The following is a 25089-nucleotide window of genomic DNA, read 5'->3' on the forward strand; positions in this document are numbered from 1 at the left end:
CGACGTGGACACCTTCCGCTTCGGCAGCAACCAGTACGGCGTCAGCTTCTGGGGCATGCGCGGTGCCGAGGACCTTGGCGGCGGACTGCGCGGGGTCTTCAACCTAGAGGGCATGATCACCTCCGGCACCGGGCGCTACGATCCGCTATTCAACCGGCGCGCGCAAGTGGGCCTGGCCAGCAACGACTGGGGCACGCTGCCGCTGGGCCGGGCCATGAGCCTGACCGATGACGAGAGCGGCGCGATCGACCCGATGGGCCTGCAGGCCAGTTCGGTCGCCACCCTAGTCTATGGCCGCAACTGGGGCTCGCGCCTCAATGCCGCGACCTACAACTCGCCGGTGTGGGGCGGGCTGAGTGTGCGCGCGCAGGCCGGCAGCGACGGCATGGCGGGCAGCTTCAACAGCGGCAAGCAGCTGAGCGCGGCCTCAAGTACGCGCAGGGCAACCTGAACCTGACCGGCATCTACGAGGAACTGCGCGACGCGCAGAGCCGCATGGACAACCTGTACGCCAGTTCGCGCCAGTACACGCTAGGCGGCAGCTATGCGCTGAACAACCTGCGCCTGTTTGCCAGCTACAACCTGACCGTGTCCTCGGGCGATACCGTGGCCACGCCGGCGAACTCCTACGCCGCCACGCGCAGCCAGATGGCATGGGTCGGCGCCAACTACCGCTTGCTGCCGGCGCTGACGCGGCTGTCCGGCGTCTACTACGCCACCCTGAACAAAAGCGGCGGGCATGGCACGCTTGTCACACTGGGCGCAAAGTATGACTTGTCGAAGCGCACCTCGCCGTATGGCACGGTGGCGTCGGTGTTCAACTCGCGCATGCCACCGTCTCGGTGGAGGCGTCGCCGGACACCATGCCGCGCGCCGGGGCGAACCAGCAGGGCAATGCCGGCATCATCCACCGGTTCTGACGGTGGCTGGCCGGTGATTGAAATGTATTGGAGAGCATTGCCATGAAAGGAAACATCCTGACACCGGCCGGCTGGATCTTCGGAGAGATCCATGCCGGCCCGGACGGACGCATCGCGCGCATTGAGGGCGTGCCCGCCTCGCCTGAGCACAACGATGCCCCGTACGTGCTGCCGGGGTTTGTCGACCTGCTCAACCACGGCGGCGGCGGCAAGGACTTCATGGATGGCGAGGCCGCGGTGCCAGTGATCCTGCGCGCGCATGTGCGCTTTGGCACCTCCAGCCTGCTGGGCAGCACCATGACCTCGCCGCACGACGTGCTGCTGCCCGCACTGCAGGCGCTGGGCCGGGCCTGCGCGCAGCGCCCGCCCGGCGCGGCGCGCATGCTGGGCGTGCACCTGGAAGGGCCATATATCAACCCCGGCAAGCTGGGCGCGCAGCCGGATACCTCGGCCACTGCCACGCCCGAAGAACTGGAGCAGTACCTGGGCGCCGCGCCGCTGAAGGTGGTGACGCTGGCGCCCGAGCTGCCGGGGCATCTGGACATCATCCGCCTGCTGGCCGCACGCGGCGTGCGCGTGCAGCTGGGCCACACGCTGGGCACCTATGAGGACGCCGTGGCCGCGCTGGACGCCGGCGCCAGCGGCTTCACCCACCTGTTCAACGCAATGACCCCACTGCAGCACCGCGCGCCCGGCGTGGTCGCGGCAGCGCTGGCGCATGCCGAGTTTGCCGAGCTGATCCCCGACCTGCTGCACGTCCACCCCGGCGCCATCCGCGCCGCGCTGCGCGCGATTCCGCGGCTGTATGCGGTGACTGACGCCACCGCCGCCGCGGGCATGCCGGACGGCGTGTACCACCTGGGCAGCCAGACCGTCTACAAGGCCCACGGCAGCGTGCGCCTGGCTGACGGCACGCTGGCTGGCAGCGTGCTGACCATGGACCAGGCGCTGCGCAACTTTGTGTCGATCGGGCTGGACCTGGCCGATGCGTCGCGGCGCGTGTCGCTCTATCCGGCCCAGTACCTGGGCATGTCCGACCGCGGCATGCTGGCACAGGGCTGCTGGGCCGACGTGGTCGTGCTGGACCGCGCGCTCTCGGTGCGCACCGTTTATGTCGAAGGAGAATGCTGTGTCGAGAATGCTTGAAGAGGCGCTGAGCGCGCCGGCCGTGGTGGCCGCGCAGTTGGCGCAGGCGCCGCGCGTGGCCGCGCTGGCTGCGCAACTCGCCGCGCAGGCCTGGCCCGCGGCGCTGACCGTGGCGCGCGGCAGTTCGGACCATGCCGCCAGCTACTTCGCCACGCTGGTCACGCGCCGGCTGGGCGTGCCGGTGGCCTCGCTGCCGATGTCGACGGTGACGCTGCACGACAGCGCGCTGCGCGTGGCTGGGCAGCTGGCGGTGGCGTTCTCGCAGTCGGGCCGCAGCCCGGACCTGGTCGAGACCATGCAGGCGCTGCGCGACGGCGGCGCCGCCACCGTGGCGCTGGTCAACGCCCCGGATTCGCCGCTGGCGCAGGCGTGCGCGTATGAATTGCCCTTGCTTGCCGGGCCTGAGCAGAGCGTGGCCGCGACCAAGAGCTATATCGCCATGCTGTCGATGTCGGCGCTGCTGGTGGGGCATCTCGAGGCCGCGCGCAGCGGCGAGCGCGAGCTGGTCGATGCCTGCGCAGGCTTGCCGGCCGCGCTGGAGCAAGCGGCAGCGCAGGACTGGTCGGCGCTGGTGCCCGCGCTGCGCGACGTGGAGCGCATGATCGTGCTGGGCCGCGGCGCGGGCCTGGCGATCGCGCAGGAAGCGGCGCTCAAGCTCAAGGAGACCGCCGGCATTCAAGCCGAGGCCTTCTCCGGCGCCGAAGTGCGGCACGGCCCGATGGAAATCATCGGCGATGGCTACCCGCTGCTGGTGTTCGCGCCGCGCGGACCGGAACAGGCCGGGCTGCTGGCGTTGGCCGCCGAGATGCGCAAGCGTGGTGCGCGCGTGCTGCTGGCGGCGCCTCCTGGCACGGTTGATGCGGAGCTGCCCCCGGAGTTGCCACTGGTGCCGGCCGGCCATCCGCTGCTCGATCCGATCTGCGCCATCCAGAGCTTCTATGTCGCCGCGCAGGCGCTGGCGCTGGCACGCGGCCGCAATCCCGACCAGCCGCAGTACCTGCGCAAGGTGACCGAGACGCGCTGAGCCGGCCCATACTGCCCAATACCGCCCCACGCCGCCCCGGCAAGCAAGGAGTCCGTCATGCAAACCACCCGAACCGCCTCTTCCTCCGGTACAGCCGACGCGCGGCCGCTGGACCTCGTCATCTTCGGCGGCGCCGGCGACCTGTCGGCGCGCAAGCTGCTGCCATCGCTCTACATGTGTCACCGTGACGGCAACCTGCCCGACGGCACCCGCATCATCGGCGTGGGCCGGCACCGCTGGGACCGCGAGGCCTTTGTCAATTTTGCCGATGAAAGCGCGCAACCCTTTGTCGAAGCGCGCTATCTCGAGCCGGCCAAATGGCAGACCTTCCTGCAGCGGCTGGATTTCGTGCACGTTGACGCCTCGCAGTCCGGGGACTATCCGGCGCTGGCCGCGCAGCTGCGCCAGGACGCGCTGCGCATCTACTACATGGCGATGCCGCCCGGCTTGTTCGCGGCCACCTGCGACAACCTTGCCAGCCATGGCCTGATCGCCAACGACACGCGGCTGGTGCTGGAAAAACCGCTGGGCGTGGACCTGGCCTCGGCCATCGGCATCGGCGAGGTGGTCAGCCGCTACTTCAGCGAGGACCGCACCTACCGGATCGACCACTACCTGGGCAAGGAAACGGTGCAGAACCTGATGGCGCTGCGCTTCGGCAATTCGATCTTCGAGCCGCTGTGGCGCACGCCGTTCGTGCGCAGCGTGCAGATCACCGTGGCCGAGACCGTGGGCGTGGGCACGCGCGGCGGCTTCTACGACGAGGCCGGCGCCATGCGCGACATGGTGCAGAACCACCTGCTGCAGCTGGTCAGCATCCTGGCGATGGAGCCGCCGGCATCGCTCACCTCCGATGCGGTGCGCGATGAAAAGCTCAAGGTACTGCGCTCGCTGCGGCCGATGTCGCCCGAGGACGTGCGCCGCAACACCGTGCGCGGCCAGTACACCGCGGGCGCCATCGCCGGCGAGCTGGTGCGCGGCTACCTGCAGGAAGAAGGCATTCCGCCCGACAGCCGCACCGAGACCTTCGTCGCGATGCGCGCCGAACTGGGCACGTGGCGCTGGAACAAGGTGCCGTTCTACCTGCGCACCGGCAAGCGCATGCAGGAGCGCGTGACCGAGGTGGTGATCAACTTTGCCGAGGTGCCGCATTCGATCTTCGATGCCGGCAGCACGCTCCAACCCAACCGCATGGTGATCCGGCTGCAGCCGGAAGAGTCGGTGCGGCTGACGCTGATGGTCAAGCAGCCGGGCGAGGGCATGAAGCTGAAACCGCTGAGCCTGGCGCTGAACCTGGACTCGGCCTTCACCACCCGGCGCGCCGAAGCCTACGAGCGCCTGCTGCTCGACGTGATCCGCGGCCGGCTGGCGCTGTTCGTGCGGCGCGACGAACTGCAGGCCGCCTGGACCTGGGTCGACCCGATCCTGGAAGCGTGGCGCCAGCAGGACGAAGGCCCGCGCCCCTATACCGCCGGCACCTGGGGCCCGGCGGCATCGTCGGCGTTCATGGCGCGCGAAGGCGTGCAGTGGTCGGAGGAGGCGTGATGCGGCTGACCGAACGCCCTGCATGGCGGGCTCTCGCCGCGCTGGCGGTGCAGCCGCTGCCGCATCTGCGTGAACTGGTGCTCGAGCCGGGCCCCGGCGACTATGCGCGCTTGTCGGCTGCCGGCATCGAACTGGACTTCACGCGGCAACGCATCAACGGCACTGTCCATGAAGCGCTGCTGGCCCTGGCGCAAGACGCATCGAGGCGCAGCGCGACGCCATGCTCGCCGGGGAGCCCGTCAACGCCACCGAAGGCCGCGCCGTGCTGCACGTCGCGCTGCGCGGCGGCGCCGACGCGCATCCACCCTAGGGCCGCCAGCTGGCGGCGGAAATCGATGCGGAACTGACGCACGCCTGCGACTTCGCCGATGCCGTGCGCGATGGCCGCGTGCGCGGCTTCGGCGGCGCGCCGGTCCGGCATGTGGTCAGCCTCGGCATCAGCGGTTCCGATTTGGGACCGCGCATGGCCTGCGAGGCGCTGGCCGCGCAGGCCAGCGACGCCGTGCAGCTGCATTTCGTCTCCAACCCGGACCCGGCGCAGCTATGCGCCGTATTGCGCCAGGCCGATGCCGCCACCACGTTGTTCCTGGTCTCGTCCAAGACCTTCACCACGCACGACACGCTGATCAATGCCGCCTCGGCACGGCAATGGCTGCTGGACCACGGCTGCCCGGCGCAACAAGTGCCGGCGCAGTTCGCCACAATCACTGCCAACGCCGCGCGTGCCGTGGCCGAGGGCTACCTGCCGCAGCAGGTATTCCGTTTCTGGGGCTGGGTCGGCGGGCGCTATTCGCTGTGGTCGGCCATCGGCCTGCCAGTGATGATCGCCGCCGGCCCGCGCCAGTTCCGCGCGCTGCTGGACGGCGCGCACGCCATGGACACGCACTTCCGCAGCGCTCCGCTGGCACAAAACCTGCCGGTGGCGATGGCACTGTGCGGCATCTGGAACCGCAATTTCCTGGGCGCGCCGACGCAGCTGGTCGCGCCCTACGCGGCACCGCTGGCCAGGCAGCCCGCCTACCTGCAGCAGCAGGACATGGAGTCGTGCGGCAAGCGCGTGGACGCGGCGGGCAGGGTAGTGGAACACGATACCGGCCCCATCGTCTGGGGCGGCCTAGGGCTGGACGGCAGCACACCTACTTCCAGCTGCTGCACCAGGGCACGCACCTGGTGCCCGCCGACCTGATCGGCACGCGCCGCTGCGAGGTGCCGCTGCTGCGGGCGCAGAAGCATCACCAACTGGTGCTGGCCAATCTGCTGGCGCAGGCCAGCGCGTGTCTTGCGGACGCAACCACGATGAGACGCTGGCCGCGCTGTCGGCATCCGGCCTGCCGCCGCAGGAGGCCGCACGGCTGGCACCCCATCGCACCTTCACCGGCAACGTGCCGGTCAGCCTGCTCTGGCTGGACATGCTCGACGCCGCGTCCCTGGGCGCGCTGATCGCGCTGTACGAGCACAAGGTCTTCGTGCAGGCCGCGATCTGGGGCATCCACGCCTATGACCAGTGGGGCGTGGAACTGGGCAAGGCGATCGCGTCGGCCATGCAGGCGTACCTGGCGCGGCGCGAGGTGCCCAAGGAGATGGATCCGGCGGGGGCGGCGACGCTGGCTTCGCTTGTCGGTTAGGCCGAGGCATTCAACCGCCCGCCATCCGCAACGCCCGCCGGTACTGGATCGCCTCGCCCACGTGCGCGGCGGTCAGCACCTCGGCACCTTCCAGGTCGGCGATGGTGCGGGCTACCTTCAGCACGCGGTAGTACGACCGCGCCGACCACGCCAGCCGCGTCATCGCGCCGCGCAGCAATGCCTGCGCCTGCGGTTCCATCGCGCAGTGCAGTTCAATCTCCCGTCCGCCCAGTTCATTGTTTGGCTTGCCCTGCCGGGCCAGCTGGCGCTCGCGCGCGGCCAGCACGCGGGTGCGCACCACGGCGCTGGGTTCGCCGGGCGGGCCGTCGAGCATCTCGCCCTGGTCCTGCGCGGGGACTTCCACCTGCAGATCGATGCGGTCGAGCATCGGGCCGGAGATGCGGGACTGGTAGCGCCGCACCTGGTCGGGCGTGCAGCGGCAGGGGCGGTCGGGATGGCCGAGGTAGCCGCACGGGCAGGGGTTCATCGCGGCGACGAACTGGAAGCAGGCGGGGAAGTCGGCGCGGCCGGCGGCGCGGGTGACGGTAATGCGGCCGGATTCCAGCGGCTCGCGCAGGACTTCCAGCACCCTGCGGTCGAATTCGGGCAGCTCGTCCAGGAACAGCACGCCGTGGTGCGCCAGCGAGATCTCGCCCGGGCGCGGGTTGCCGCCGCCGCCGACCATGGCCGGCCCGGATGCCGTGTGGTGCGGCGACCGGCACGGGCGCTGGCCCCATAGCGCGGTGCGGAAGCCGCCCGGCGTCAGGCTCATGACCGCGGCGGATTCCAGTGCTTCCTGCAACGTCATCGGCGGCAGCAGCCCGGGCAGGCGCTGCGCCAGCATCGACTTGCCGGTGCCCGGCGGGCCCACCAGCAGGGCGGAGTGCTGGCCGGCGCCCGCCACTTCAATGGCCCGGCGTGCCTGCGCCTGGCCGCGCACGTCGCGCATGTCGGGACCGCGGGATGGCCAGGTCGAAGTGGCCGGATTCCTTGGGCAGGTCGGCCGGGGCCAGGTTGACGGTGATGCGGTGGTTGGGAAACTCGTAGCCGCTGTTGAGGATGGCGGCGCGCACGCGCTCGCGGCTTTCGCTCACGCCGGTGTCGGCCAGGCCGACGATGGTGAAGGCCGGCAGGCCGTTGGCTAGGTGGGTCTCGACCCGCACCGGCGGCGCGGCGATGCCGGTCAGTGCCCGGCTGCGTAGGACGGCAAGGCTCATGTCATCGAACCGTTAACGAAAAAGGCCGCCAGGAGTGGCGGCCTTCAGGCAGGCTGGCGGGATCGGGCAGGTCCGGCGTGCTCACGCGCCCCCGGTCGAGTCCACCGCGCCGGCGCCGGGCGGGATGCCGGCGCGGCGCTCAAGCTCCGCCACGCGGCCCTCCAGTTCCTCCAGGCGGGCGCGGGTGCGGGCCAGCACCTGCGACTGGACGTCGAATTCCTCGCGCGTGACTAGGTCCAGCCTGGCAAAGCCCTGGGTCATCATGCTGCGCACGTTTTTTTCGATGTCCCTTGCCGGCGAGTTGCGCAGCGCCTCGCTGACCTTGTTCTGCAGGTCGTTGAAGAGATCGGTCGGTTTCATGGTTTCTCCTTTGCGCACCTAACTGGTGCCAATCCGGGTGGGCATCTGGCGTATAGCGCGCTTTCGCACAGGATTTGGGCGCCCCGATTGCGGGCGCGCGGCCTTGTGTGTCGCGGCACGCAGCCACCGTCAGGACTCAATTATCGCCCGTGAGGCACGTGGACGAAAGCTCCGGCGTATCCGCGTTCACACCTTTTAACCCGATCTGGCTTCGCTGCAGGGCAGATTCAAGTCTGGCTTTGGTCACGGCACGAGATTACGGCCGACATGCATCGCCGACTTGCATCGCCGACTTCAGCGGAGCTGGCATGGCAGTTGCAGTAGTGGGTACGCCTGCCTCATTGAATCACCGAAATCCAATAAACGAAATCCGAGCCATCAGGAAAAGGGAGAAGAAATCCATGAAGAAGTTGGCCCTTGCAGTCAGCGCGGTTGTCCTGACCAGTGCCGCTGCCACTGCCTACGCGCAAAGCACGGACGCGGCGGCCCCGGCACCTGCCGCCGCCGCGGCCGAGCCGGCATCGCCGCATACGTTCACGGCCAACGTGTCGCTGGTCTCGGACTACCGCTATCGCGGCATCAGCCAGACCAACCTGCGCCCGGCCATCCAGGGTGGCTTTGACTACGCCCACGAAAGCGGCTTCTACGTGGGCAACTGGAACTCCAGCATCAGCTGGCTCGAGGATGCCAACCCGGCGGTTTCGGCCCCGGTCGAGATGGATTTCTACGGCGGCTTCAAGAACACCTTCAAGGTTGCCGGCACCGAATTCAACTATGACGTGGGCGTGCTGGAGTACTACTACCCGGGCGGCTACAACAACCCGCGCCCTTACACCACGGAACTGTACGCCGGCATCGGCTGGGGCCCGGTGTTCCTGAAGTACTCGCACGCGGTCACCAATCTGTTTGGCTGGGCCGACAGCAAGAACAGCGGCTACATCGACCTGAGCGCCAACGTGCCGCTGAACTTCTGGGACCTGACCCTGAACGCGCACGTCGGCTACCAGGACGTCAAGCACAACAGCGATGCCTCGTACACCGACTGGAAGATCGGCCTGACCAAGGATCTGGGCAAGGGTTTCGCGCTGGCCGTAGCCTATGTCGATACCAACGCCAAGCAAGCGGCGTACACCAGCGCCAACCGTGGCCGCTACCTGGGCAAGGCGGCGGCGTGGGCCTCGATCACCAAGACTTTCTAACTCTGACGCAGCCCGGGCGAGCTGCCGGCCCGCCCCCAGGAGAATCCTGATGAAACTCATCATTGCAGTGATCAAGCCGTTCAAGCTCGACGAGGTGCGCGAAGCGCTGTCGGACGTGGGCGTGTCCGGCATCACCGTGACCGAAGTGAAAGGCTTCGGCCGCCAGAAAGGCCACACCGAGCTGTACCGCGGCGCGGAGTACATCGTCGACTTCCTGCCCAAGGTGAAGATCGAAGTGGCAGTCCCCGACGACGTGGTCGAGCGCGCCATCGAGGCGGTCGAGAAATCGGCCCGCACTGGCAAGATCGGCGACGGCAAGATCTTCGTGGCCCCGATCGAGCAGGTCATCCGCATCCGCACCGGCGAGACCGGCGGCGATGCACTGTGACCCCGAGACAGCACAACACAAGAGGTTAAGCACATGAAAACCTGGTTCAAGCGATTCCTGACGGCCGGCGCGATGGCGCTGGCCATCGGCACGGCGGGCGTGGGCATCTCCACGCCGGCCGCCGCACAGGACAAGCCGGCCGCCGAGGCATCCGCCCCGGCCGCCTCCGCCGCCCCCGCTGCAGCCGCTGCCGAAGCGTCGGCGCCGGCTGCTCCCGCCGCCGCTGCGCCTGCCGCGGCCGCACCGGCCGCCGCCCCCGCGGAAGCCGCCGCCGCGCCGGCCGCTCCGGCGCCCAACAAGGGCGACACCGCCTGGCTGCTGGTCTCGACCGCCTTCGTGATCCTGATGACGCTGCCCGGCCTGGCGCTGTTCTACGGCGGCCTGGTGCGCTCCAAGAACATGCTGTCGGTACTGATGCAGTGCCTGGTGATCTTCTCGCTGGTGGCGCTGCTGTGGGCGATCTACGGCTACAGCTTTGCCTTCACCGAGGGTAACGCCTTCTTCGGCGGCACCGACCGGCTCTTCATGAAGGGGCTGACGGTCGAGGCCGTGGCGGCGACCTTCAGCAAGGGCGTGGTGGTGCCGGAACTGGGCTACTTCGCGTTCCAGTGCGCCTTCGCCTGCATCACCTGCGGCCTGATCATCGGCGCCTTCGCCGAACGCGCCAAGTTCTCGGCCGTGCTGGTGTTCGTGGTGCTGTGGTTCACCTTCTCCTACATCCCGATGGCCCACATGGTCTGGTTCTGGCCGGGTCCGGACGCCTACACCGACGCCGCTGCCGGCGCCGCCGCGACCGCCAAGTCGGGCTGGCTGTTCCAGAAGGGCGCGCTCGACTTCGCCGGCGGCACCGTGGTGCATATCAACGCCGCCGTGGCTGGCCTGGTGGGTGCCTATATGTTCGGCAAGCGCATCGGCTTCGGCCGCGAGGCGATACGTCCGCACAGCCTGACGTTCACCATGGTCGGCGCTTCGCTGCTGTGGTTCGGCTGGTTCGGCTTCAACGCCGGCTCGGCGCTGGAAGCCAACGGCTCGGCCGCACTGGCCTTCGTCAACACGCTGCTGGCCACCTGCGCCGCGGTGCTGGCGTGGACCTTCGGCGAGTGGATCGGCAAGGGCAAGCCGTCGATGCTGGGCGGTGCCTCGGGTGCGGTGGCCGGCCTGGTGGCGATTACCCCGGCTGCCGGCTTCGTCGGCCCGATGGGCTCGATCGTGATCGGCCTGCTGGCTGGCCTGCTGTGCCTGTGGGGCGTGACCGGCCTGAAGCGCATGCTGGGCATGGACGACTCGCTGGACGTGTTCGGCGTGCACGGCGTGGGCGGCATCCTGGGGGCGCTGCTGACCGGCGTGTTCGCCTCGCCCAGCCTGGGCGGCACGGGCATCTACGACTACGTGACCAACAAGGTGGCGGATGACTATTCGATCGCCGGCCAGCTGTGGATCCAGTTCGAAGGCGTGCTGACCACCGTGGTGTGGTCCGGCGTGGTCGCCTTCGTGGCCTACAAGCTGGTGGACATGCTGATCGGCCTGCGGGTGCCGGAAGACGAAGAGCGCGAGGGCCTGGATATCACCTCGCACGGCGAGACCGCGTATGAAGTCTGACCGCAAAAGTGTTGTGCTGGAGAGCTGATTGGGAATCTTCTCTCAGGAGCTTTAGCCCGGCCGTGTGCCGGGCTTTTTTCTTTCTGGCATTGCCTGCGATTGCAGACATTTGCCGGTCAGGCGTGGCCGAGCCACTTGTGTTGCGCATGCTCGGGGAGGACTCCCGTAGCTCCTCGCAAAACCCGCCAGCCGAGTACCGGCAAGGGCTGCCTGGCGATCCCCCCACGCGCCGCGCGGGCTTTTCGCAAAGTGCTTAACTCCGATCTTAAAAAGCTTCAATTGTCTTTAATGTGCTGGGCACATACATTGCCAGTGAGGCAGTTTCCTCCACCTGCAGAACGCTCCCCGTATCTGTCAGGCCATTCAAGAGCGCGGCATCGCCGCGCTTTTTTTTGCCTGTGCGGCCGGCTCTTTATTTCGCGCCGCCCATCCCCATATCGTTATCCCTCAGGCCCGGCCGTGCATATCCTTATAAGGGGGGGGGCCAGCGCCTGGTTGGCCGTTCCTCTACAATCGGGGCGAACGATAAAGACGATCTATAGGATGGATATGGTCCCGCATCTCATCACCGCGCTGAACGGTCCGCTGCTCGAACTGGAAAAGAAGATCCTGGACGCCACGCCGTCTATCGAGCGCTGGTTCAGACTGGAATGGCAGGAGCATACCCCTCCGTTCTACTGCTCGGTGGACCTGCGCAATGCCGGCTTCAAGCTGGCGCCGGTCGATACCAACCTGTTCCCGGGCGGCTTCAACAACCTGGCCCCGGAAATGCTGCCGCTGGCGGTGCAGGCGGCGATGGCGGCGATCGAGAAGATCTGCCCGGACGCCAAGAACCTGCTGCTGATCCCCGAGCGGCATACCCGCAACATGTTCTACCTGCAGAACGTGGCGCGGCTGTCGCTGATCATGCGCCAGGCGGGCCTGAACGTGCGCCTGGGCTCGCTCTCCGAGGAAATCACCGAACCGACCCCGATCGAGCTGCCCGACGGCCAGACCCTGGTGGTCGAGCCGCTGGCGCGCCTGGGCACCAAGGGCCGCCGGCTGGGGCTGAAGGACTTCGATCCCTGTTCGATCCTGCTGAACAACGACCTGTCGGCCGGCATCCCGCCGATCCTGGAAAACATCAACGAGCAGTACCTGCTGCCGCCGCTGCACGCCGGCTGGTCCACGCGCCGCAAGAGCAGCCACTTTGCCGCCTATGACGAGGTGGCCAAGAAGTTCGCCAAGCTGATTGACATCGACCAGTGGATGGTCAACCCGTACTTCGCCCGCTGCTCCGGCGTGGACTTCCACGAGCGCGTGGGCGAGGAAGAACTGGCCGACGCGGTCGAGGGCGTGCTCAAGAAGATCGCCAAGAAGTATCGCGAGTACGGCATCAAGGAGACGCCGTACGTGGTAGTCAAGGCCGATGCCGGCACCTACGGCATGGGCATCATGACCGTGCGCGACCCGTCCGAGGTCAAGGGCCTGAACCGGAAGGAGCGCAACAAGATGAGCGTCGTCAAGGAAGGCCTGGAGGTCAGCGACGTCATCATCCAGGAAGGCGTGCACACCTTCGAGAAGGTCAATGAAGCGGTGGCCGAGCCGGTGGTGTACATGATCGACCGCTACGTGGTCGGCGGCTTCTACCGCGTGCACACGGGCCGTGGCAACGACGAAAACCTGAACGCGCCGGGCATGCATTTCGTGCCGCTGGCGTTTGCCCCGAACGGCATCCCTGACAGCCACGCCAAGCCCGGCGCGGCCGTCCCCAACCGGTTCTACATGTACGGCGTGGTGGCGCGGCTGGCGCTACTGGCGGCGTCGCTGGAACTCGAGAAAACCGACCCGAACCCGATCCTGTGACGAGCCCAATGCGCATCCTCTTCATCACTGACCCGCTGGAGACCTTCAAGACCTACAAGGACTCCACCTACGCCATGATGACCGAGGCCGCCGCGCGCGGCCACGAGCTGTACTGGTGCCTGCAGGCGCAGCTGGCGCTGTCCGGCCGCACGGTCGAGACCGTGGCCACGCGCCTGCACCTGACCGGCGAGACCAGCGACGCCGACCACAGCGCCTGGTACCGCGAGGGCAACAGCGCGCTGGAGCCGCTGTCGGCCTTCGACGCGGTGCTGATGCGCAAGGACCCGCCCTTCGACATGGAGTACGTCACCAGCACCTGGCTGCTGGAGCTGGCCGAGTCGCAGGGCGCGCGCGTGTTCAACAAGCCGCGCGCGATCCGCGACCATTCCGAGAAGCTGGCCATTGCCCAGTACCCGGAATACATCACGCCGACGCTGGTCACGCGCGACCTGGCGCGCATCCGCGACTTCCACGCCGAGCATCGCGACATCATCGTCAAGCCGCTGGACGGCATGGGCGGCATGGGGGTGTTCCGCGTCGGCGCTGACGGCATGAACCTGGCCGCGATCGTCGAGACGCTGGGCCACGACGGCGCCCGCACGCTGATGGTGCAGCGCTATATCCCGGCGATCAAGGACGGCGACAAGCGCATCCTGCTGATCGGCGGCGTGCCGGTGCCGTATTCGCTGGCGCGCGTGCCGATGGCCGGCGAAGTGCGCGGCAACCTGGCTGCCGGCGGCACCGGCCGCGCGCAGGAACTGAGCACCCGCGACCGCGAGATCGCCGAAGCACTGGCGCCGGGGCTGTGGGAGCAGGGCCTGCTGCTGGTCGGCCTGGACGTCATCGGCGACTACCTGACCGAGGTCAATGTGACGAGTCCGACCTGTTTTCAGGAGATCACCCAGCAAACCGGTTTCCATGTGGCGGCGATGTTCATCGACGCGCTGGAGCACGCCGTCGACGCTGCCGGCCGCTGAGCCGGGCCGGCAGCGGGAGCGCGGGGGCCGCCTGCTACAATCGGGGCAATCCAACGGATTCACCATCATGGCAGGCATTCTGATCATCGCGCACACGCCGCTGGCTTCGGCCCTGCGCGATTGCGCCGCCCACGTCTACTGCGGCCAGCCGCAGCGGCTGGAAGCCATCGACGTCCTTCCCGATGCCGATCCCGCCGTCGTGCTGGCCGAGGCCAGGCGCCGGCTGGCTGCCATCTGCGAAGACAACGGCGCGCTGGTCCTCACCGATATCTTCGGCGCCACCCCCGCCAATATCGCCGCACGCCTGGCCGAGCCGGGCCGCGTGCGCGTGCTGGCCGGCGTCAACCTTCCCATGCTCGTGCGCGCGATCTGCTACCGGGGCGAAAAGCTCGACCAGCTGGCCACCAAGGCCCTGGCCGGCGGCTCGCAGGGTGTACTGCAGGTCGGCACCACGACTGTCCAGAACCAAACCGCAAACCATCCCGACAAATATGCTGCAGAGGGACACCACCATCATCAATAAGCTTGGACTGCATGCACGCGCGTCCGCCAAGCTGACCCAGCTCGCCGGCAACTTTGTCAGCCAGGTCAAGATGTCCCGCAATGGTCGCCAGGTCGACGCCAAGAGCATCATGGGCGTCATGATGCTGGCCGCCGGGATCGGCTCGACGGTGACCCTCGAGACCGACGGACCCGATGAGCAGGAGGCGATGGACGCGCTGCTGGCGCTGATCGCCAACCGCTTTGGCGAGGGAGAGTGAGGCCGGCGGCCTCGACCCGAATTCTTAAACGTTCCTGACGGAGCGGTACATGCCTTTCGCCCTGCACGGCATCCCGGTCTCGCGCGGCGTCGCCATCGGGCGCGCGCACCTGCTTGCGCCCGCGGCGCTGGATGTGTCGCACTACCTGGTCGATGAAGACCAGCTCGACGCCGAGGTCGAACGGCTGCGCGCCGCGCGCGCCGCGGTGCGCGCGGAACTGGTCGCGCTCAAGCGCGACCTGCCGCGTGACGCGCCCGAGGAGCTGGGCGCGTTCCTGGACGTGCACGCGATGATCCTCGACGACGAGGCGCTGGCGCGCGAGCCCGAGGCCCTGATCCGGGGCCGGCGCTACAACGCGGAGTGGGCACTTACCACGCGCCTCGAAGAGCTGATGCGCCAGTTCGACGAGATCGAGGATGAATACCTGCGCGAGCGCAAGACCGATATCCGGCAGGTGGTCGAGCGCATCCTGAAGGCGCTGGCCGGGGCCCCGGTGCTGGTGCCAGCGCCGGTACCGGCGCTGGCCGCCGACGGCGAGGCCGCGACCGGGGTGATCGTGGTGGCCCACGATATCTCCCCGGCCGACATGCTGCAGTTCCGCCATACGATCTTCCACGGCTTCGTCACCGACATGGGCGGGCGCACCTCGCATACCGCCATCGTCGCGCGCAGCCTGGACATCCCGGCCGCGGTCGGCGTGCAGAGCGCGAGCGAGCTGATCCGCCAGGACGACTGGATCATCATCGATGGCGATGCCGGGCTGGTGATCGTCGACCCGACCGCCATCATCCTGGAAGAGTACCGCCACCGGCAGAGCGAGCGCGCGCTGGAAAAGAAGCGCCTGCAGCGGCTGCGGCATACCCCGGCGGTGACGCTGGACGGGCTGGAGATCGACCTGCTGGCCAATATCGAGATGGCCGAGGATGCCGGCGCGGCGCTGTCGGCCGGCGCGGTCGGCGTGGGCCTGTTCCGCTCTGAATTCCTGTTCATGAACCGGCGCGACGAGCTGCCGGGCGAAGACGAGCAGTTCCAGGCCTATCGCGGCGCTGTCGATGCCATGCACGGGCTTCCGGTGACTATCCGCACCATCGACATCGGCGCCGACAAGCCGCTCGATGCCCGGGGCGACGGCCGCAGCGATGACTTCGAGACCGCGCTGAACCCGGCGCTGGGTCTGCGCGCGATCCGCTGGTCGCTGTCCGAGCCGGGCATGTTCCTGACCCAGCTGCGCGCGCTGCTGCGGGCTTCGGCCTTCGGCCCGGTGCGGCTGCTGGTGCCGATGCTTGCGCACGCCAGCGAGATCGACCAGACCCTGGCGCTGATCGCCAAGGCCAAGCGCCAGCTCGACGAGCGCGGCGAGGCCTACGATCCGGGCATGAAGGTCGGTGCCATGATCGAGATCCCGGCGGCGGTGCTGCTGCTGCCGCTGTTCCTGCGCAAGATGGACTTCCTGTCCATCGGCACCAACGACCTGATCCAGTACACGCTGGCCATCGACCGCGCCGACAACGCGGTGGCGCACCTGTTCGACCCGCTGCACCCGGCGGTGCTGCAGCTGGTGGCGCGCACCATCCGCGAGGCCAACCGCGCCGGCGTGCCGGTGGCCGTGTGCGGCGAAATGGCGGGCGACCCGTCCATGACCCGGCTGCTGCTGGGCATGGGGCTGCGCGAGTTCTCGATGCACCCGGCGCAGCTGCTGCGGGTCAAGCAGGAGATCCTGCATGCCCACTGCGAACGGCTCGAGCCGTTGGTCGACCAGGTCCTGCAGGCCTACGATCCGGAGGAGCAGGCGACGGCTTTGCGGCAGCTGGCACGACCATAAAGCCAACAGGGTTTTCTGGTGCAGCAGGGCGGCTGATGCAGCACTTTAATAAGCTGGAAAGTGCCGCCTCAGCCGCCTTCTTTTTGCATCCTGTGGCGTCTACCCGACCTCTTCCTATGTGGCTTAATGGGAATTGTTATCATTATTGATCTCTGATATTCTGACGTTCATTCGCAGTGGCATGCCGGTGCCACGCGCCCCACAGGAGGGAGTTGTGTACGTCTGTATCTGCAACCAGATCACCGATCGTGAGATTCACGGTGCTGCGCACCTGGGCATCGAAACCCTCGACGAACTGGCCGAAACGCTTGGTGTCGGCACGTGCTGCGGCCGCTGCCGCGACTGCGCGCAGCAGGTGTTGCAGGAAGGCGTGGCAGCGGTGCGCAACGTCACCGTGGCGACCCTCGCCAACATCCAGGTTGTGGAGATTTCTTCCTGTTCCGCATCGGGCCCATGTACCATAATGGACACTCGGGACCCGGCAGTCGCGAACGACCAGCGCAAGGCGCTGGTGGCCTGAACGCGCCCATGAACTGAAGATCCGGTTCACGGCGCGCTTTTGCGCTTTTTCCTTTTTCACTGACTGCACGGCGCCATTGGCGCCGTTTCGTGTTTTTGCGCGGGCCCGGTGCAACAGGAGCCGCCAATGAAAGGTGACAAGAAGGTCATCCAGCATCTGAACGCCCAGCTCAAGAACGAGCTGACCGCGATCAACCAGTATTTCCTGCACGCCCGCATGTATCGCCACTGGGGCCTGAAGAAGCTCGGCGAGGTGGAGTACAAGGAATCGATCGGCGAAATGAAGCACGCCGACCGCCTGATCGAGCGCATCCTGATGCTGGACGGCCTGCCCAACCTGCAGGACCTGCACAAGCTGCTGCTCGGCGAAGACACGCCCGAAATGCTCAAGTGCGACCTGAAGCTCGAGCAGACCGCGCACGCCACCGTCAAGGAAGGCATCGCCTACTGCGAATCCGTGGGCGATTACGTCAGCCGCGAAATCCTGGTCGATATCCTCACCGATACGGAGGAACATATCGAATACCTGGAAACGCAGCTGGACCTGATCGACAAGGTTGGGCTGCAGAACTACCTGCAGTCGCAGTTGGAGCCGGGCGAGCAATAAGCCGGTCTCCGGCGTGGCCGCTCTCGATGAGCGGCCCGCCCCAGCGCGCGGCGCCATTCGGCATCGCCGTTTTGCTCGCCTGTTGGCAGTAACCCTTCTCATTCCAATTCCTGTCTTCATCCAGGCGTCGCTGGCGGGCAAAGGCTCCTGTCCCGCCACGGCGCCGCGCGGAACTCACCCTATGACCAGTGATGCGCCCTGACACCGCGGACTTCCGCACCCTGTTCCTCAGCGGCGTGGCCATGCTTGACGTGCGCGCGCCGCTGGAATTCGCGCGCGGGGCCTTCCCCGGCGCGGTCAACCTGCCGCTGATGGACGATGCCGAGCGCCATGAGGTGGGTCTGTGCTATGCGCAGAAGGGCCAGCAGGCGGCAATCGAACTTGGCCACCAGCTGGTTTCGGGCCTGCGCAAGGCGGCGCGGATCGCAGCCTGGGCGGAGTTTGCGCGCGCGCATCCGGACGGCTACCTGTATTGCTTCCGCGGCGGGCTGCGCTCGCAGCTGGTGCAGCAATGGTTGCACGCGGCCGGTGTCGATTACCCCCGCGTGACTGGCGGCTACAAGGCGATGCGCGGCTTTCTGATCGAGACCACCGATGCTGCGGCGGCGGAGCAGCAGTGGTTCGTGCTGGGCGGCCTGACCGGCAGCGGCAAGACCGATGTGCTGGCCGACGTGCCCGCCGCGATCGACCTCGAAGGCCATGCGCGGCACCGCGGCTCGGCCTTCGGGCGGCGCGCGCTGGCGCAACCGCCGCAGATCGATTTCGAGAACGCACTGGCCATCGACGTACTGCGGCATATTGACGCAGGCTGGCGCGCGCTGGTGGTGGAGGACGAGGGCCGCTATATCGGCAGCCGCGACGTGCCGCAGGCGCTGACGCAGCGCATGCAGGCCAGCCCGCTGGTGTGGCTGGACGCGTCGTTCGATGAACGCGTGGAGCGCGTGCTGCGCGACTATGTTCAAGGGCTGGCGGCGGAGTTCATCGCCGAGAAGGGCAGCACGGAAGGCTTCGAAGCCTACGCCACGCGCCTGCGCGAGGCCATGGCCGGGATCTCGCCGCGGCTGGGCGGCGCCCGCTACGGCAAGCTGTCAGCGTTGCTGGACCAGGCGCTGGCGCAGCAGGCGGAGCGGGGCGAGGTGGATTTGCACCGCGACTGGATTGCCGTGCTGCTGCGCGAGTACTACGATCCGATGTACGCCTTCCAGCGCGAACAGCACGAGGCGCGCATCGTCTTTCGCGGCGACCGCGCCGCCGTCACCGACTGGCTGCGGGCGCACACGGCGCAGCGGGACTAGCCTTCGGCTTCAGTGCCCGGCGCAGACCGGGCAATCCGGCGTACGTGCCAGCCGCATCGTGGTCCATTCCATCGACAGCGCATTGACCATCAGCAGCCGGCCCGCCAGGCTCTCGCCGACACCGGCGAGCAGCTTGAGCGCCTCGGCCGCCTGCACCGTGCCGACCATGCCGACCAGCGGCGCGAACACGCCCATGGTGGCGCAGGCCACTTCCGGCGCGGGTTCGGCCGGCGGGAACAGGCAGGCATAACAGGGCGCGTCGGGCTGGCGCCGGTCGAACACGCTGATCTGGCCATCGAAACGCAGCGCCGCGCCTGACACCAGCGGCACCTTGTGGCCCACGCAGGCGCGGTTGACCGCCTGGCGCGTAGCGAAGTTGTCGCAGCAGTCGAGCACCACGTCGGCCGTGGCGACGAGCTGGTCAAGCTCTGCATCGCCCACGCGCGCGGGCACCGTCACGATCTCCAGCCCGGGGTTGATGCGCAGCATGCCTTCGCGCGCCGAATCCACCTTGGGACGGCCCACGTTGGCGGTGGTGTGGATGATCTGGCGCTGCAGGTTGGTCAGGTCGACTTCGTCGTTGTCGACCACCGTGATGCGGCCCACCCCGGCCGAGGCCAGGAACGGCAGCGCGGCCGCGCCCAGGCCGCCGGCGCCGATCACCAGCGCATGGCCGGCAAGCAGGCGCCGCTGGCCCTCGATGCCGAGCTCGTCCAGCAGGATGTGGCGCGAGTAGCGCAGCAGTTGTTCGTCGTTGAGGCCGTCGTTCTGGTCGTCGTTCATGATGGCTGGCGCGGGGCTGGTGCGGCGCTTCGTGTTGCGGTGAGGGCGGCAGGGCCGGGCAGGTCACGCCTGGCATTGTGCTCCAAGTTGCTTTCCCATGCCGGGCGGGCGGGAATGAAAAAAGCGGCCCCGCAGGGCCGCTTCTGGTGTGGCGCAAGCCCCGGCTTCAGGGAGCCTTGCCCGTCGGCGTGCCCAGCGGCTCGCCGATCGGGGCGCTGGCTGGCGGCTGCTTGGCGGGGGCCGGTGCCGCCGGCTTGGCTGCCGGTGCGCTGGCGCCCTTGGCGCCGCTCTTGCCCGAGGGCTTTGCCGCCTTGCCGTTGTCGGCCGGCGGATTGGTTTCCAGCTTCGACTTGGAGCGCTTGACCGGCTGGCCGTTGAGCTGGGCGATGGCCTGCTGCAGCATGAAGTCTTCGGCCGAGCCAAATTCCACCGGCTTCTTGCGGCGGTCCTTCTCGCGCTCTTCCGGTGACTTCTTCGCGTTCTCTTCTTCCAGGCGGCGCAGCTCGTCCACGCGGCGCTGCTCGCGCTCGGTCATTTCCGGCTCCTCCGATTCCTGCTTGTTGTGCAGGTGGCGCTCGGTGTCGATCTCGCGCGTGATCAGCGCGTCGTCTGGATCGCCTTCGGGGTTCTGGTCGACCGGGATGTCCGGACGGATGCCCTTGGCCTGGATCGACTTGCCGCTCGGCGTGTAGTAGTACGCGATGGTCAGCTTGATGCCGGTGTCGTTGGTCAGCGGGCGCACGGTCTGCACCGAGCCCTTGCCGAAGGTGGTCTTGCCCATGATCTGCGCGCGGTGATGATCCTGCAGCGCGCCGGCCACGATCTCGGAGGCCGAGGCCGAGTAGGCGTTGGTCAGCACCACCATCGGGATCTTCTTGTACAGCGCGGGCAGGCCCTTGAGCGGATCGTCTTCCAGCGACGACAGGCGGTAGTTGTTGTACGACGCCTTGTACACGCGCTTGGCATCGGGCACCTGGCCGTTGGTGGATACCACCGTGGCGTCTTCCGGCAGGAACGCCGCGGCCACGCCGACCGCGCCCTGCAGCACGCCGCCGCCGTTGTTGCGCAGGTCCAGCACCAGGCCCTTCATGTTGGGGTTCTTCTGCGCCAGCTCGGCCAGCTTGCGGGACAAGTCGGAGATGGTGCGTTCCTGGAAGCTGGTCAGGCGGATCCAGCCGATATTGTTGTCCAGCATCTTGGCCTTGACCGACTGCACGCGGATTTCGGCGCGCGTGATCGAGACCGGGAAGGTGCGTTCCTCGCTCTTGCGGTAGATGGTCAGCGTGACCTTGGTGCCGGGCTCGCCGCGCATGCGCTTGACCGCCTGCTCCAGCGGCAGGCCGCGCACGGGCTTGTCGTCGATGCGGGTGATCAGGTCGCCCGGCTGGATGCCGGCGCGGAAGGCCGGGGTGTCCTCGATCGGGTTGATCACCTTGACCAGGCCTTCTTCCTGCGAGATCTCGATGCCCAGGCCGGCAAAGCGCCCGCGCGTGCCTTCCTGCAGTTCCTTGAAGTCTTTCTCGTCGAGGTAGGACGAATGCGGGTCGAGGCTGGCGACCATGCCCTTGATGGCTTCGGTCAGCAGTTTCTTGTCATCGACCGGCTCCACGTACTCGCGCTTGATCTGCCCGAAGATATCGGCCATCAGCCGCAACTGGTCAAGCGGCAAGGGCCCCGATGAGTTCTGGGCGGTCGCCGAAATCTGCAGCGTGGCGAGCACGCCGGCGACGAGGCCGACAGAAACTAGGCTGATGTTCTTGAGCGTCTTGCGCATGAGGGCTGCCTGAACGTGTACTCGAAGTACTGGTGTACGGTAGGGAGATTATGCCGGCTGCGGCCGCCCGGCGCCGGGCGGTTTGTCCGACAGTATAAGTGCGTGTGGTGAAACGGGCCTGTCCCGTCCCGGCTCAGGGTGGGCGGCCGCACATCCGCGCGCGGCCGCCCGGGCCGGCTTCAGCGTGCCTTGCCCTGGCTGGCCACGGCCGCCAGCGAGGCGGCGATGGCGTCCTGGTCACCCAGGTAGTAGTGGCGCAGGGGGCGCAGGTCGGCGTCCAGCTCATAGACGAGCGGGGTGCCGTTGGGGATATTGAGTCCGACGATATCGTCATCCGAGATCTGGTCCAGGTATTTCACCAGCGCGCGGATGCTGTTGCCATGGGCGGCAATGACCACGCGCTTGCCGGATTGGATGTCGGGGGCGATGGATTCGTTCCACAGCGGCATCACGCGGGCCACGGTGTCCTTCAGGCACTCGGTCAGTGGGATCTCGTTGCGCGGCACATTGGCGTAGCGCGGATCGTCGTACGAGGCACGCGGATCGGTGGGCTCCAGTGCGGGCGGCGGCGTGTCATAGCTGCGGCGCCACACCAGCACCTGCTCGTCGCCGAACTTGGCGGCGGTTTCTGCCTTGTTCAGGCCGGCCAGCGCGCCGTAGTGGCGCTCGTTCAGGCGCCATTCGTTGCGCACCGGGATCCACATCAGGTCCATTTCATCCTGCACATGCCACAGCGTGCGGATGGCGCGCTTGAGCACCGAGGTATAGGCCACGTCAAAGCCCAGGCCGGCATCCTTGAGCAGCTTGCCGGCCTGGCGCGCCTGGTCGGCGCCGGTTTCGGTCAGGTCGACGTCGACCCAGCCGGTAAAGCGGTTTTCAAGGTTCCACGTGGATTCGCCGTGGCGGATGAGGACGAGCTTGTACATGCTGCTGCTTCCAGAGAGTAGGTAACCTGCATGCGTCCGCGCCGTCACCTGGAGGGGGCTGATGGGTTCCTTGTGGACATCCCATGTCTCAGACAGGCGACAATGGCGGATGGCCATGCGACGGCAGGGCCTGGACGCCAAACCGCGTATTTTATAATGCCGCCGACCCAACCTACCGGAATGCCAACGTGAATTTCTTCGCCGACTACAACAACCTCGCTCTGATCGCCCTCGCCGTGGTCTCGGGCGGCCTGCTGGCCTGGCCCGCGATTTCGCGCAGCACCCGCGGCAAGACCGTCAATACGGCCGCCGCGACCCAGCTGATCAACAAGCGCGGCGCGGTCGTGGTCGACATCCGCGAGCCCGCCGAGTATGCCAAGGGTCACCTGCCCCAAGCCAAGAGCGCGCCGCTGGCCGACCTGCCCTCGCGCGCGGCCGGCCTTGCAAAGGACAAGGCTGCCCCCATCATCGTCGTGTGCCAGACCGGCCAGCGCTCGGGCAAGGCCCAGGCAGCGTTGAAGGAAGCCGGTTACAGTGAGATCTACGCGCTCGAGGGCGGCATCGCCGCCTGGCAGCAGGCAGGCCTGCCGCTGGTGAAGTAATCCCGGGCAGCACCGCCGTATCCGTCACAGCGCGCCCCCGGCCAGGCCGGGCTGCGCGCGCATTGCATTCAAGGAGAACCCGCATGGCCCGTGTCGTCATGTACAGCACCGTTGTGTGCCCGTATTGCCTGATGGCTGAACGCCTGCTCAAGTCCAAGGGCGTGGAAATGATCGAGAAGATCCTGATCGACCGCGAACCCGGCAAGCGTGAAGAGATGATGGCCCGTACTGGTCGCCGCACCGTGCCGCAGATCTACATCGACGAGACCCACGTGGGCGGCTTCGACGACCTCTCGGCGCTGGACCGCCAGGGCGGCCTGGTGCCGCTGCTGGCTGCCTGAGCCGGTTCCGGCACACTCCCGGCGCGGGTGAATTCGCCACCCGCGTCATGTACCATATGCGTTTTCCAACCGGGCACCGGCCACCCTTGCACGACGCAAGGGCTGCGGCCACCGCGCCCGATGCACATCCAGCCCATCCTCCCCGGAAGCCTTTCATGAGCGACCAGCAAAACACCCAGCAGGACGATCAACCCTTCTTCAACATCCAGCGCGTCTACCTGAAAGACATGTCGCTGGAGCAGCCCAATTCGCCCGGCATCTTCCTGGAATCGGAAGCCCCGTCGGTGGAAGTGCAGGTCAACGTCGGCGCTTCGCAGCTGCAGGAAGGGATCTTCGAGGTGGTGGTGACGGGCACCGTGACGACCAAGGTGCAGGACAAGGTTGCCTTCCTAGTGGAAGCGCACCAGGCCGGCATCTTCGATATCCGCAACGTGCCGGTGGAGCAGCTGGACCCGCTGCTGGGCATCGCCTGCCCGACCATCCTGTACCCGTACCTGCGCGGCAATATCGCTGACGTGATCACCCGGGCCGGCTTCCAGGCCATCCACCTGTCGGAAATCAACTTCCAGGCGCTGTATGAGCAACGCCTGCAGGCCGCCATGGAAGAAGCCCAGGGTGCCGAAGGCGGCAACAGCGGCATCGTGATGCCCGACGGCAGCCAGGCCCGCCACTGATTCCGGCGGCCTGAGCCATCATCGAAACGGGGCTGCGGCCCCGTTTCGACTTTGGACTACCATCGGTGGCGTGAACCTCCGCGCCATCTTCTGTTCGAGCTGCCATGAAACTGACCTTCCTCGGTGCCGGTGCCTGGGGCACCGCCCTCGCCAGCCATGCCGCGGCCACCAACGACGTGGTGCTGTGGGGACGCGATCCCGCGCAACTCGCGGCGATTGCGGCCACGCGTGAGAACGCCGCCTACCTGCCCGGCGTGACGCTGTCCGGGCGGCTGGCGGTGCAGGCGGATTTCGAGCAGGCCGTGGCGCATGCCGCCGACGATGCCGACGGCATTGTGGTGGTGGCAACGCCGGTGGCGGGCTTGCGCGAGATGACGCGCCGGCTGGCCGCGCGCAGCGCCAGGCCGGTGTCGATGCTGTGGTTGTGCAAGGGCTTCGAGTCCGGCACCCACCTGCTGCCGCACCAGATGGTGCGGGCCGAGCTCGATGCCACCGGGCGCACCGAGGGCTTTGCCTACGGCGTGCTGACCGGCCCCAGCTTCGCGCGCGAGGTGGCGCTGGGGCTGCCGTGCGCGCTGACTGTGGCGGGCAACGAGCCGTCGCTGGCCGAACGCGCGCAGGCGGCTTTCCACCATCACGCGATGCGCATCTACGGCAGCGACGACCTGACCGGCGTGGAAGTCGGCGGTGCGGTCAAGAACGTGCTGGCCATTGCCACCGGCGCCAGCGACGGGCTGGGCCTGGGCCTGAACGCGCGCGCCGCGCTGGTGACGCGCGGGCTGGCCGAGATGACGCGCCTGGGGCTGGCGCTGGGCGGCCGGGTCGAGACCTTCATGGGCCTGGCCGGCGTGGGCGACCTGATCCTGACCGCCACCGGCGACCTGTCGCGCAACCGCAAGGTCGGCCAGCAGCTGGCGGCGGGGCAGAGCCTAGAGCAGATCCTGGCCGGGCTGGGCCACGTCGCCGAAGGCGTGCGCTGCGCCCAGGCGGTGGCCGAGCTGGCCGCCACGCACGGCGTCGAGATGCCGATCGCCCGCGCGGTCTGCGCGGTGCTGTTCGACGGGCTGAGCGCCGCCGATGCGGTGGCGCAGCTGCTGCAGCGCGACGCGCGCGACGAATGACTACCCGCGTATCCACCTT

General features: G+C 67.7%; 24 protein-coding genes and 2 pseudogenes. 21 read left to right on the forward strand and 5 right to left on the reverse strand.

Annotation, left to right across the window (positions count from 1 at the left end; translation table 11 throughout):
- Window positions 1-4 precede the first annotated feature (4 nt).
- The 6 genes and pseudogenes from KB879_RS40160 to pgi all read left to right on the forward strand — a co-directional run bounded on the left by KB879_RS40160 (window position 5) and on the right by pgi (window position 6260).
- On the forward strand, window positions 5-451 hold the full coding sequence (locus KB879_RS40160) for a porin (RefSeq protein ID WP_256449281.1): 447 nt from the start codon (window positions 5-7) through the stop codon (window positions 449-451).
- Window positions 343-966 (forward strand): porin, encoded by a 624-nt coding sequence (locus KB879_RS01920; RefSeq protein ID WP_256449282.1) that lies wholly within the window; start codon window positions 343-345, stop codon window positions 964-966. Before KB879_RS40160 ends, KB879_RS01920 begins: the two co-directional genes overlap by 109 nt.
- Window positions 963-2066, forward strand: a complete 1104-nt coding sequence (gene nagA, locus KB879_RS01925; RefSeq protein ID WP_211980652.1) for an N-acetylglucosamine-6-phosphate deacetylase — start codon at window positions 963-965, stop codon at window positions 2064-2066. Before KB879_RS01920 ends, nagA begins: the two co-directional genes overlap by 4 nt.
- On the forward strand, window positions 2059-3090 hold the full coding sequence (locus tag KB879_RS01930) for an SIS domain-containing protein (protein WP_211982101.1): 1032 nt from the start codon (window positions 2059-2061) through the stop codon (window positions 3088-3090). Before nagA ends, KB879_RS01930 begins: the two co-directional genes overlap by 8 nt.
- A 57-nt stretch (window positions 3091-3147) precedes the next feature.
- The gene (gene zwf / locus KB879_RS01935) at window positions 3148-4635 is read left to right on the forward strand and encodes a glucose-6-phosphate dehydrogenase (protein WP_013955412.1); all 1488 of its coding nucleotides are present in this window, start codon (window positions 3148-3150) and stop codon (window positions 4633-4635) included.
- 220 nt (window positions 4636-4855) lie between these two features.
- Window positions 4856-6260: pseudogene (pgi, locus tag KB879_RS40355) on the forward strand (glucose-6-phosphate isomerase).
- 10 nt (window positions 6261-6270) lie between these two features.
- On the opposite strand, the pseudogene KB879_RS01960 reads toward pgi, so the two are convergent.
- A pseudogene (locus KB879_RS01960) lies at window positions 6271-7477 on the reverse strand (YifB family Mg chelatase-like AAA ATPase).
- A gap of 81 nt (window positions 7478-7558) precedes the next feature.
- On the reverse strand, window positions 7559-7837 hold the full coding sequence (locus tag KB879_RS01965; RefSeq protein WP_013955417.1) for an accessory factor UbiK family protein: 279 nt from the start codon (window positions 7835-7837) through the stop codon (window positions 7559-7561).
- 401 nt (window positions 7838-8238) lie between these two features.
- Between KB879_RS01965 and KB879_RS01970 the strand changes: the two genes are divergently transcribed.
- The 11 genes from KB879_RS01970 (at window position 8239) to mnmH (ending at window position 18849) form a co-directional block, all read left to right on the forward strand.
- A complete protein-coding gene (locus KB879_RS01970; protein WP_211980655.1) occupies window positions 8239-9036 on the forward strand; it encodes a TorF family putative porin in 798 nt (265 codons plus the stop codon).
- A gap of 49 nt (window positions 9037-9085) precedes the next feature.
- Window positions 9086-9424 carry a P-II family nitrogen regulator gene (locus KB879_RS01975; protein ID WP_010814843.1) on the forward strand — a complete coding sequence of 113 codons (339 nt, stop codon included), beginning with the start codon at window positions 9086-9088 and terminating at the stop codon, window positions 9422-9424.
- A 33-nt stretch (window positions 9425-9457) separates the two neighbouring features.
- Window positions 9458-11023, forward strand: coding sequence for an ammonium transporter (locus tag KB879_RS01980; RefSeq protein WP_211980656.1), 1566 nt, complete (start codon window positions 9458-9460; stop codon window positions 11021-11023).
- A 549-nt stretch (window positions 11024-11572) separates the two neighbouring features.
- On the forward strand, window positions 11573-12868 hold the full coding sequence (gene gshA, locus KB879_RS01985; RefSeq protein WP_013955420.1) for a glutamate--cysteine ligase: 1296 nt from the start codon (window positions 11573-11575) through the stop codon (window positions 12866-12868).
- An 8-nt stretch (window positions 12869-12876) separates the two neighbouring features.
- Window positions 12877-13845 carry a glutathione synthase gene (gshB, locus tag KB879_RS01990; protein WP_211980657.1) on the forward strand — a complete coding sequence of 323 codons (969 nt, stop codon included), beginning with the start codon at window positions 12877-12879 and terminating at the stop codon, window positions 13843-13845.
- 67 nt (window positions 13846-13912) lie between these two features.
- The gene (locus KB879_RS01995) at window positions 13913-14368 is read left to right on the forward strand and encodes a PTS sugar transporter subunit IIA (RefSeq protein WP_013955422.1); all 456 of its coding nucleotides are present in this window, start codon (window positions 13913-13915) and stop codon (window positions 14366-14368) included.
- The gene (locus KB879_RS02000) at window positions 14337-14606 is read left to right on the forward strand and encodes an HPr family phosphocarrier protein (protein ID WP_010814838.1); all 270 of its coding nucleotides are present in this window, start codon (window positions 14337-14339) and stop codon (window positions 14604-14606) included. Before KB879_RS01995 ends, KB879_RS02000 begins: the two co-directional genes overlap by 32 nt.
- A gap of 49 nt (window positions 14607-14655) precedes the next feature.
- Window positions 14656-16428 (forward strand): phosphoenolpyruvate--protein phosphotransferase, encoded by a 1773-nt coding sequence (gene ptsP / locus KB879_RS02005; RefSeq protein ID WP_153953190.1) that lies wholly within the window; start codon window positions 14656-14658, stop codon window positions 16426-16428.
- A gap of 214 nt (window positions 16429-16642) precedes the next feature.
- The gene (locus KB879_RS02010; RefSeq protein WP_041227713.1) at window positions 16643-16948 is read left to right on the forward strand and encodes a bacterioferritin-associated ferredoxin; all 306 of its coding nucleotides are present in this window, start codon (window positions 16643-16645) and stop codon (window positions 16946-16948) included.
- A gap of 126 nt (window positions 16949-17074) precedes the next feature.
- The gene (gene bfr / locus KB879_RS02015; RefSeq protein ID WP_013955425.1) at window positions 17075-17554 is read left to right on the forward strand and encodes a bacterioferritin; all 480 of its coding nucleotides are present in this window, start codon (window positions 17075-17077) and stop codon (window positions 17552-17554) included.
- A gap of 191 nt (window positions 17555-17745) precedes the next feature.
- Window positions 17746-18849 (forward strand): tRNA 2-selenouridine(34) synthase MnmH, encoded by a 1104-nt coding sequence (gene mnmH, locus KB879_RS02020; protein WP_153953191.1) that lies wholly within the window; start codon window positions 17746-17748, stop codon window positions 18847-18849.
- A 9-nt stretch (window positions 18850-18858) separates the two neighbouring features.
- Here mnmH and KB879_RS02025 read toward each other — a convergent pair whose 3' ends face one another.
- The 3 genes from KB879_RS02025 to gpmA all read right to left on the reverse strand — a co-directional run bounded on the left by KB879_RS02025 (window position 18859) and on the right by gpmA (window position 22332).
- Complete coding sequence (locus tag KB879_RS02025) at window positions 18859-19632, reverse strand: molybdopterin-synthase adenylyltransferase MoeB (RefSeq protein ID WP_211980658.1); 774 nt, start codon at window positions 19630-19632, stop codon at window positions 18859-18861.
- 166 nt (window positions 19633-19798) lie between these two features.
- Window positions 19799-21406 carry a S41 family peptidase gene (locus tag KB879_RS02030; RefSeq protein WP_013955428.1) on the reverse strand — a complete coding sequence of 536 codons (1608 nt, stop codon included), beginning with the start codon at window positions 21404-21406 and terminating at the stop codon, window positions 19799-19801.
- 179 nt (window positions 21407-21585) lie between these two features.
- Window positions 21586-22332, reverse strand: a complete 747-nt coding sequence (gene gpmA / locus KB879_RS02035) for a 2,3-diphosphoglycerate-dependent phosphoglycerate mutase (RefSeq protein WP_010814831.1) — start codon at window positions 22330-22332, stop codon at window positions 21586-21588.
- Window positions 22333-22520: 188 nt separating this feature from the next.
- Between gpmA and KB879_RS02040 the strand changes: the two genes are divergently transcribed.
- The 4 genes from KB879_RS02040 to KB879_RS02055 all read left to right on the forward strand — a co-directional run bounded on the left by KB879_RS02040 (window position 22521) and on the right by KB879_RS02055 (window position 25070).
- A complete protein-coding gene (locus KB879_RS02040) occupies window positions 22521-22934 on the forward strand; it encodes a rhodanese-like domain-containing protein (RefSeq protein ID WP_041227714.1) in 414 nt (137 codons plus the stop codon).
- 83 nt (window positions 22935-23017) lie between these two features.
- Window positions 23018-23275 carry a glutaredoxin 3 gene (grxC, locus tag KB879_RS02045; protein WP_013955430.1) on the forward strand — a complete coding sequence of 86 codons (258 nt, stop codon included), beginning with the start codon at window positions 23018-23020 and terminating at the stop codon, window positions 23273-23275.
- A gap of 155 nt (window positions 23276-23430) precedes the next feature.
- On the forward strand, window positions 23431-23949 hold the full coding sequence (gene secB, locus KB879_RS02050; RefSeq protein WP_010814828.1) for a protein-export chaperone SecB: 519 nt from the start codon (window positions 23431-23433) through the stop codon (window positions 23947-23949).
- A gap of 104 nt (window positions 23950-24053) precedes the next feature.
- Window positions 24054-25070, forward strand: coding sequence for an NAD(P)H-dependent glycerol-3-phosphate dehydrogenase (locus KB879_RS02055; RefSeq protein WP_211980659.1), 1017 nt, complete (start codon window positions 24054-24056; stop codon window positions 25068-25070).
- The last annotated feature ends 19 nt before the right edge of the window (window positions 25071-25089 follow it).

The organism is Cupriavidus sp. KK10 (assembly GCF_018223725.1).
In the GTDB taxonomy this organism is placed as follows: domain Bacteria; phylum Pseudomonadota; class Gammaproteobacteria; order Burkholderiales; family Burkholderiaceae; genus Cupriavidus; species Cupriavidus necator.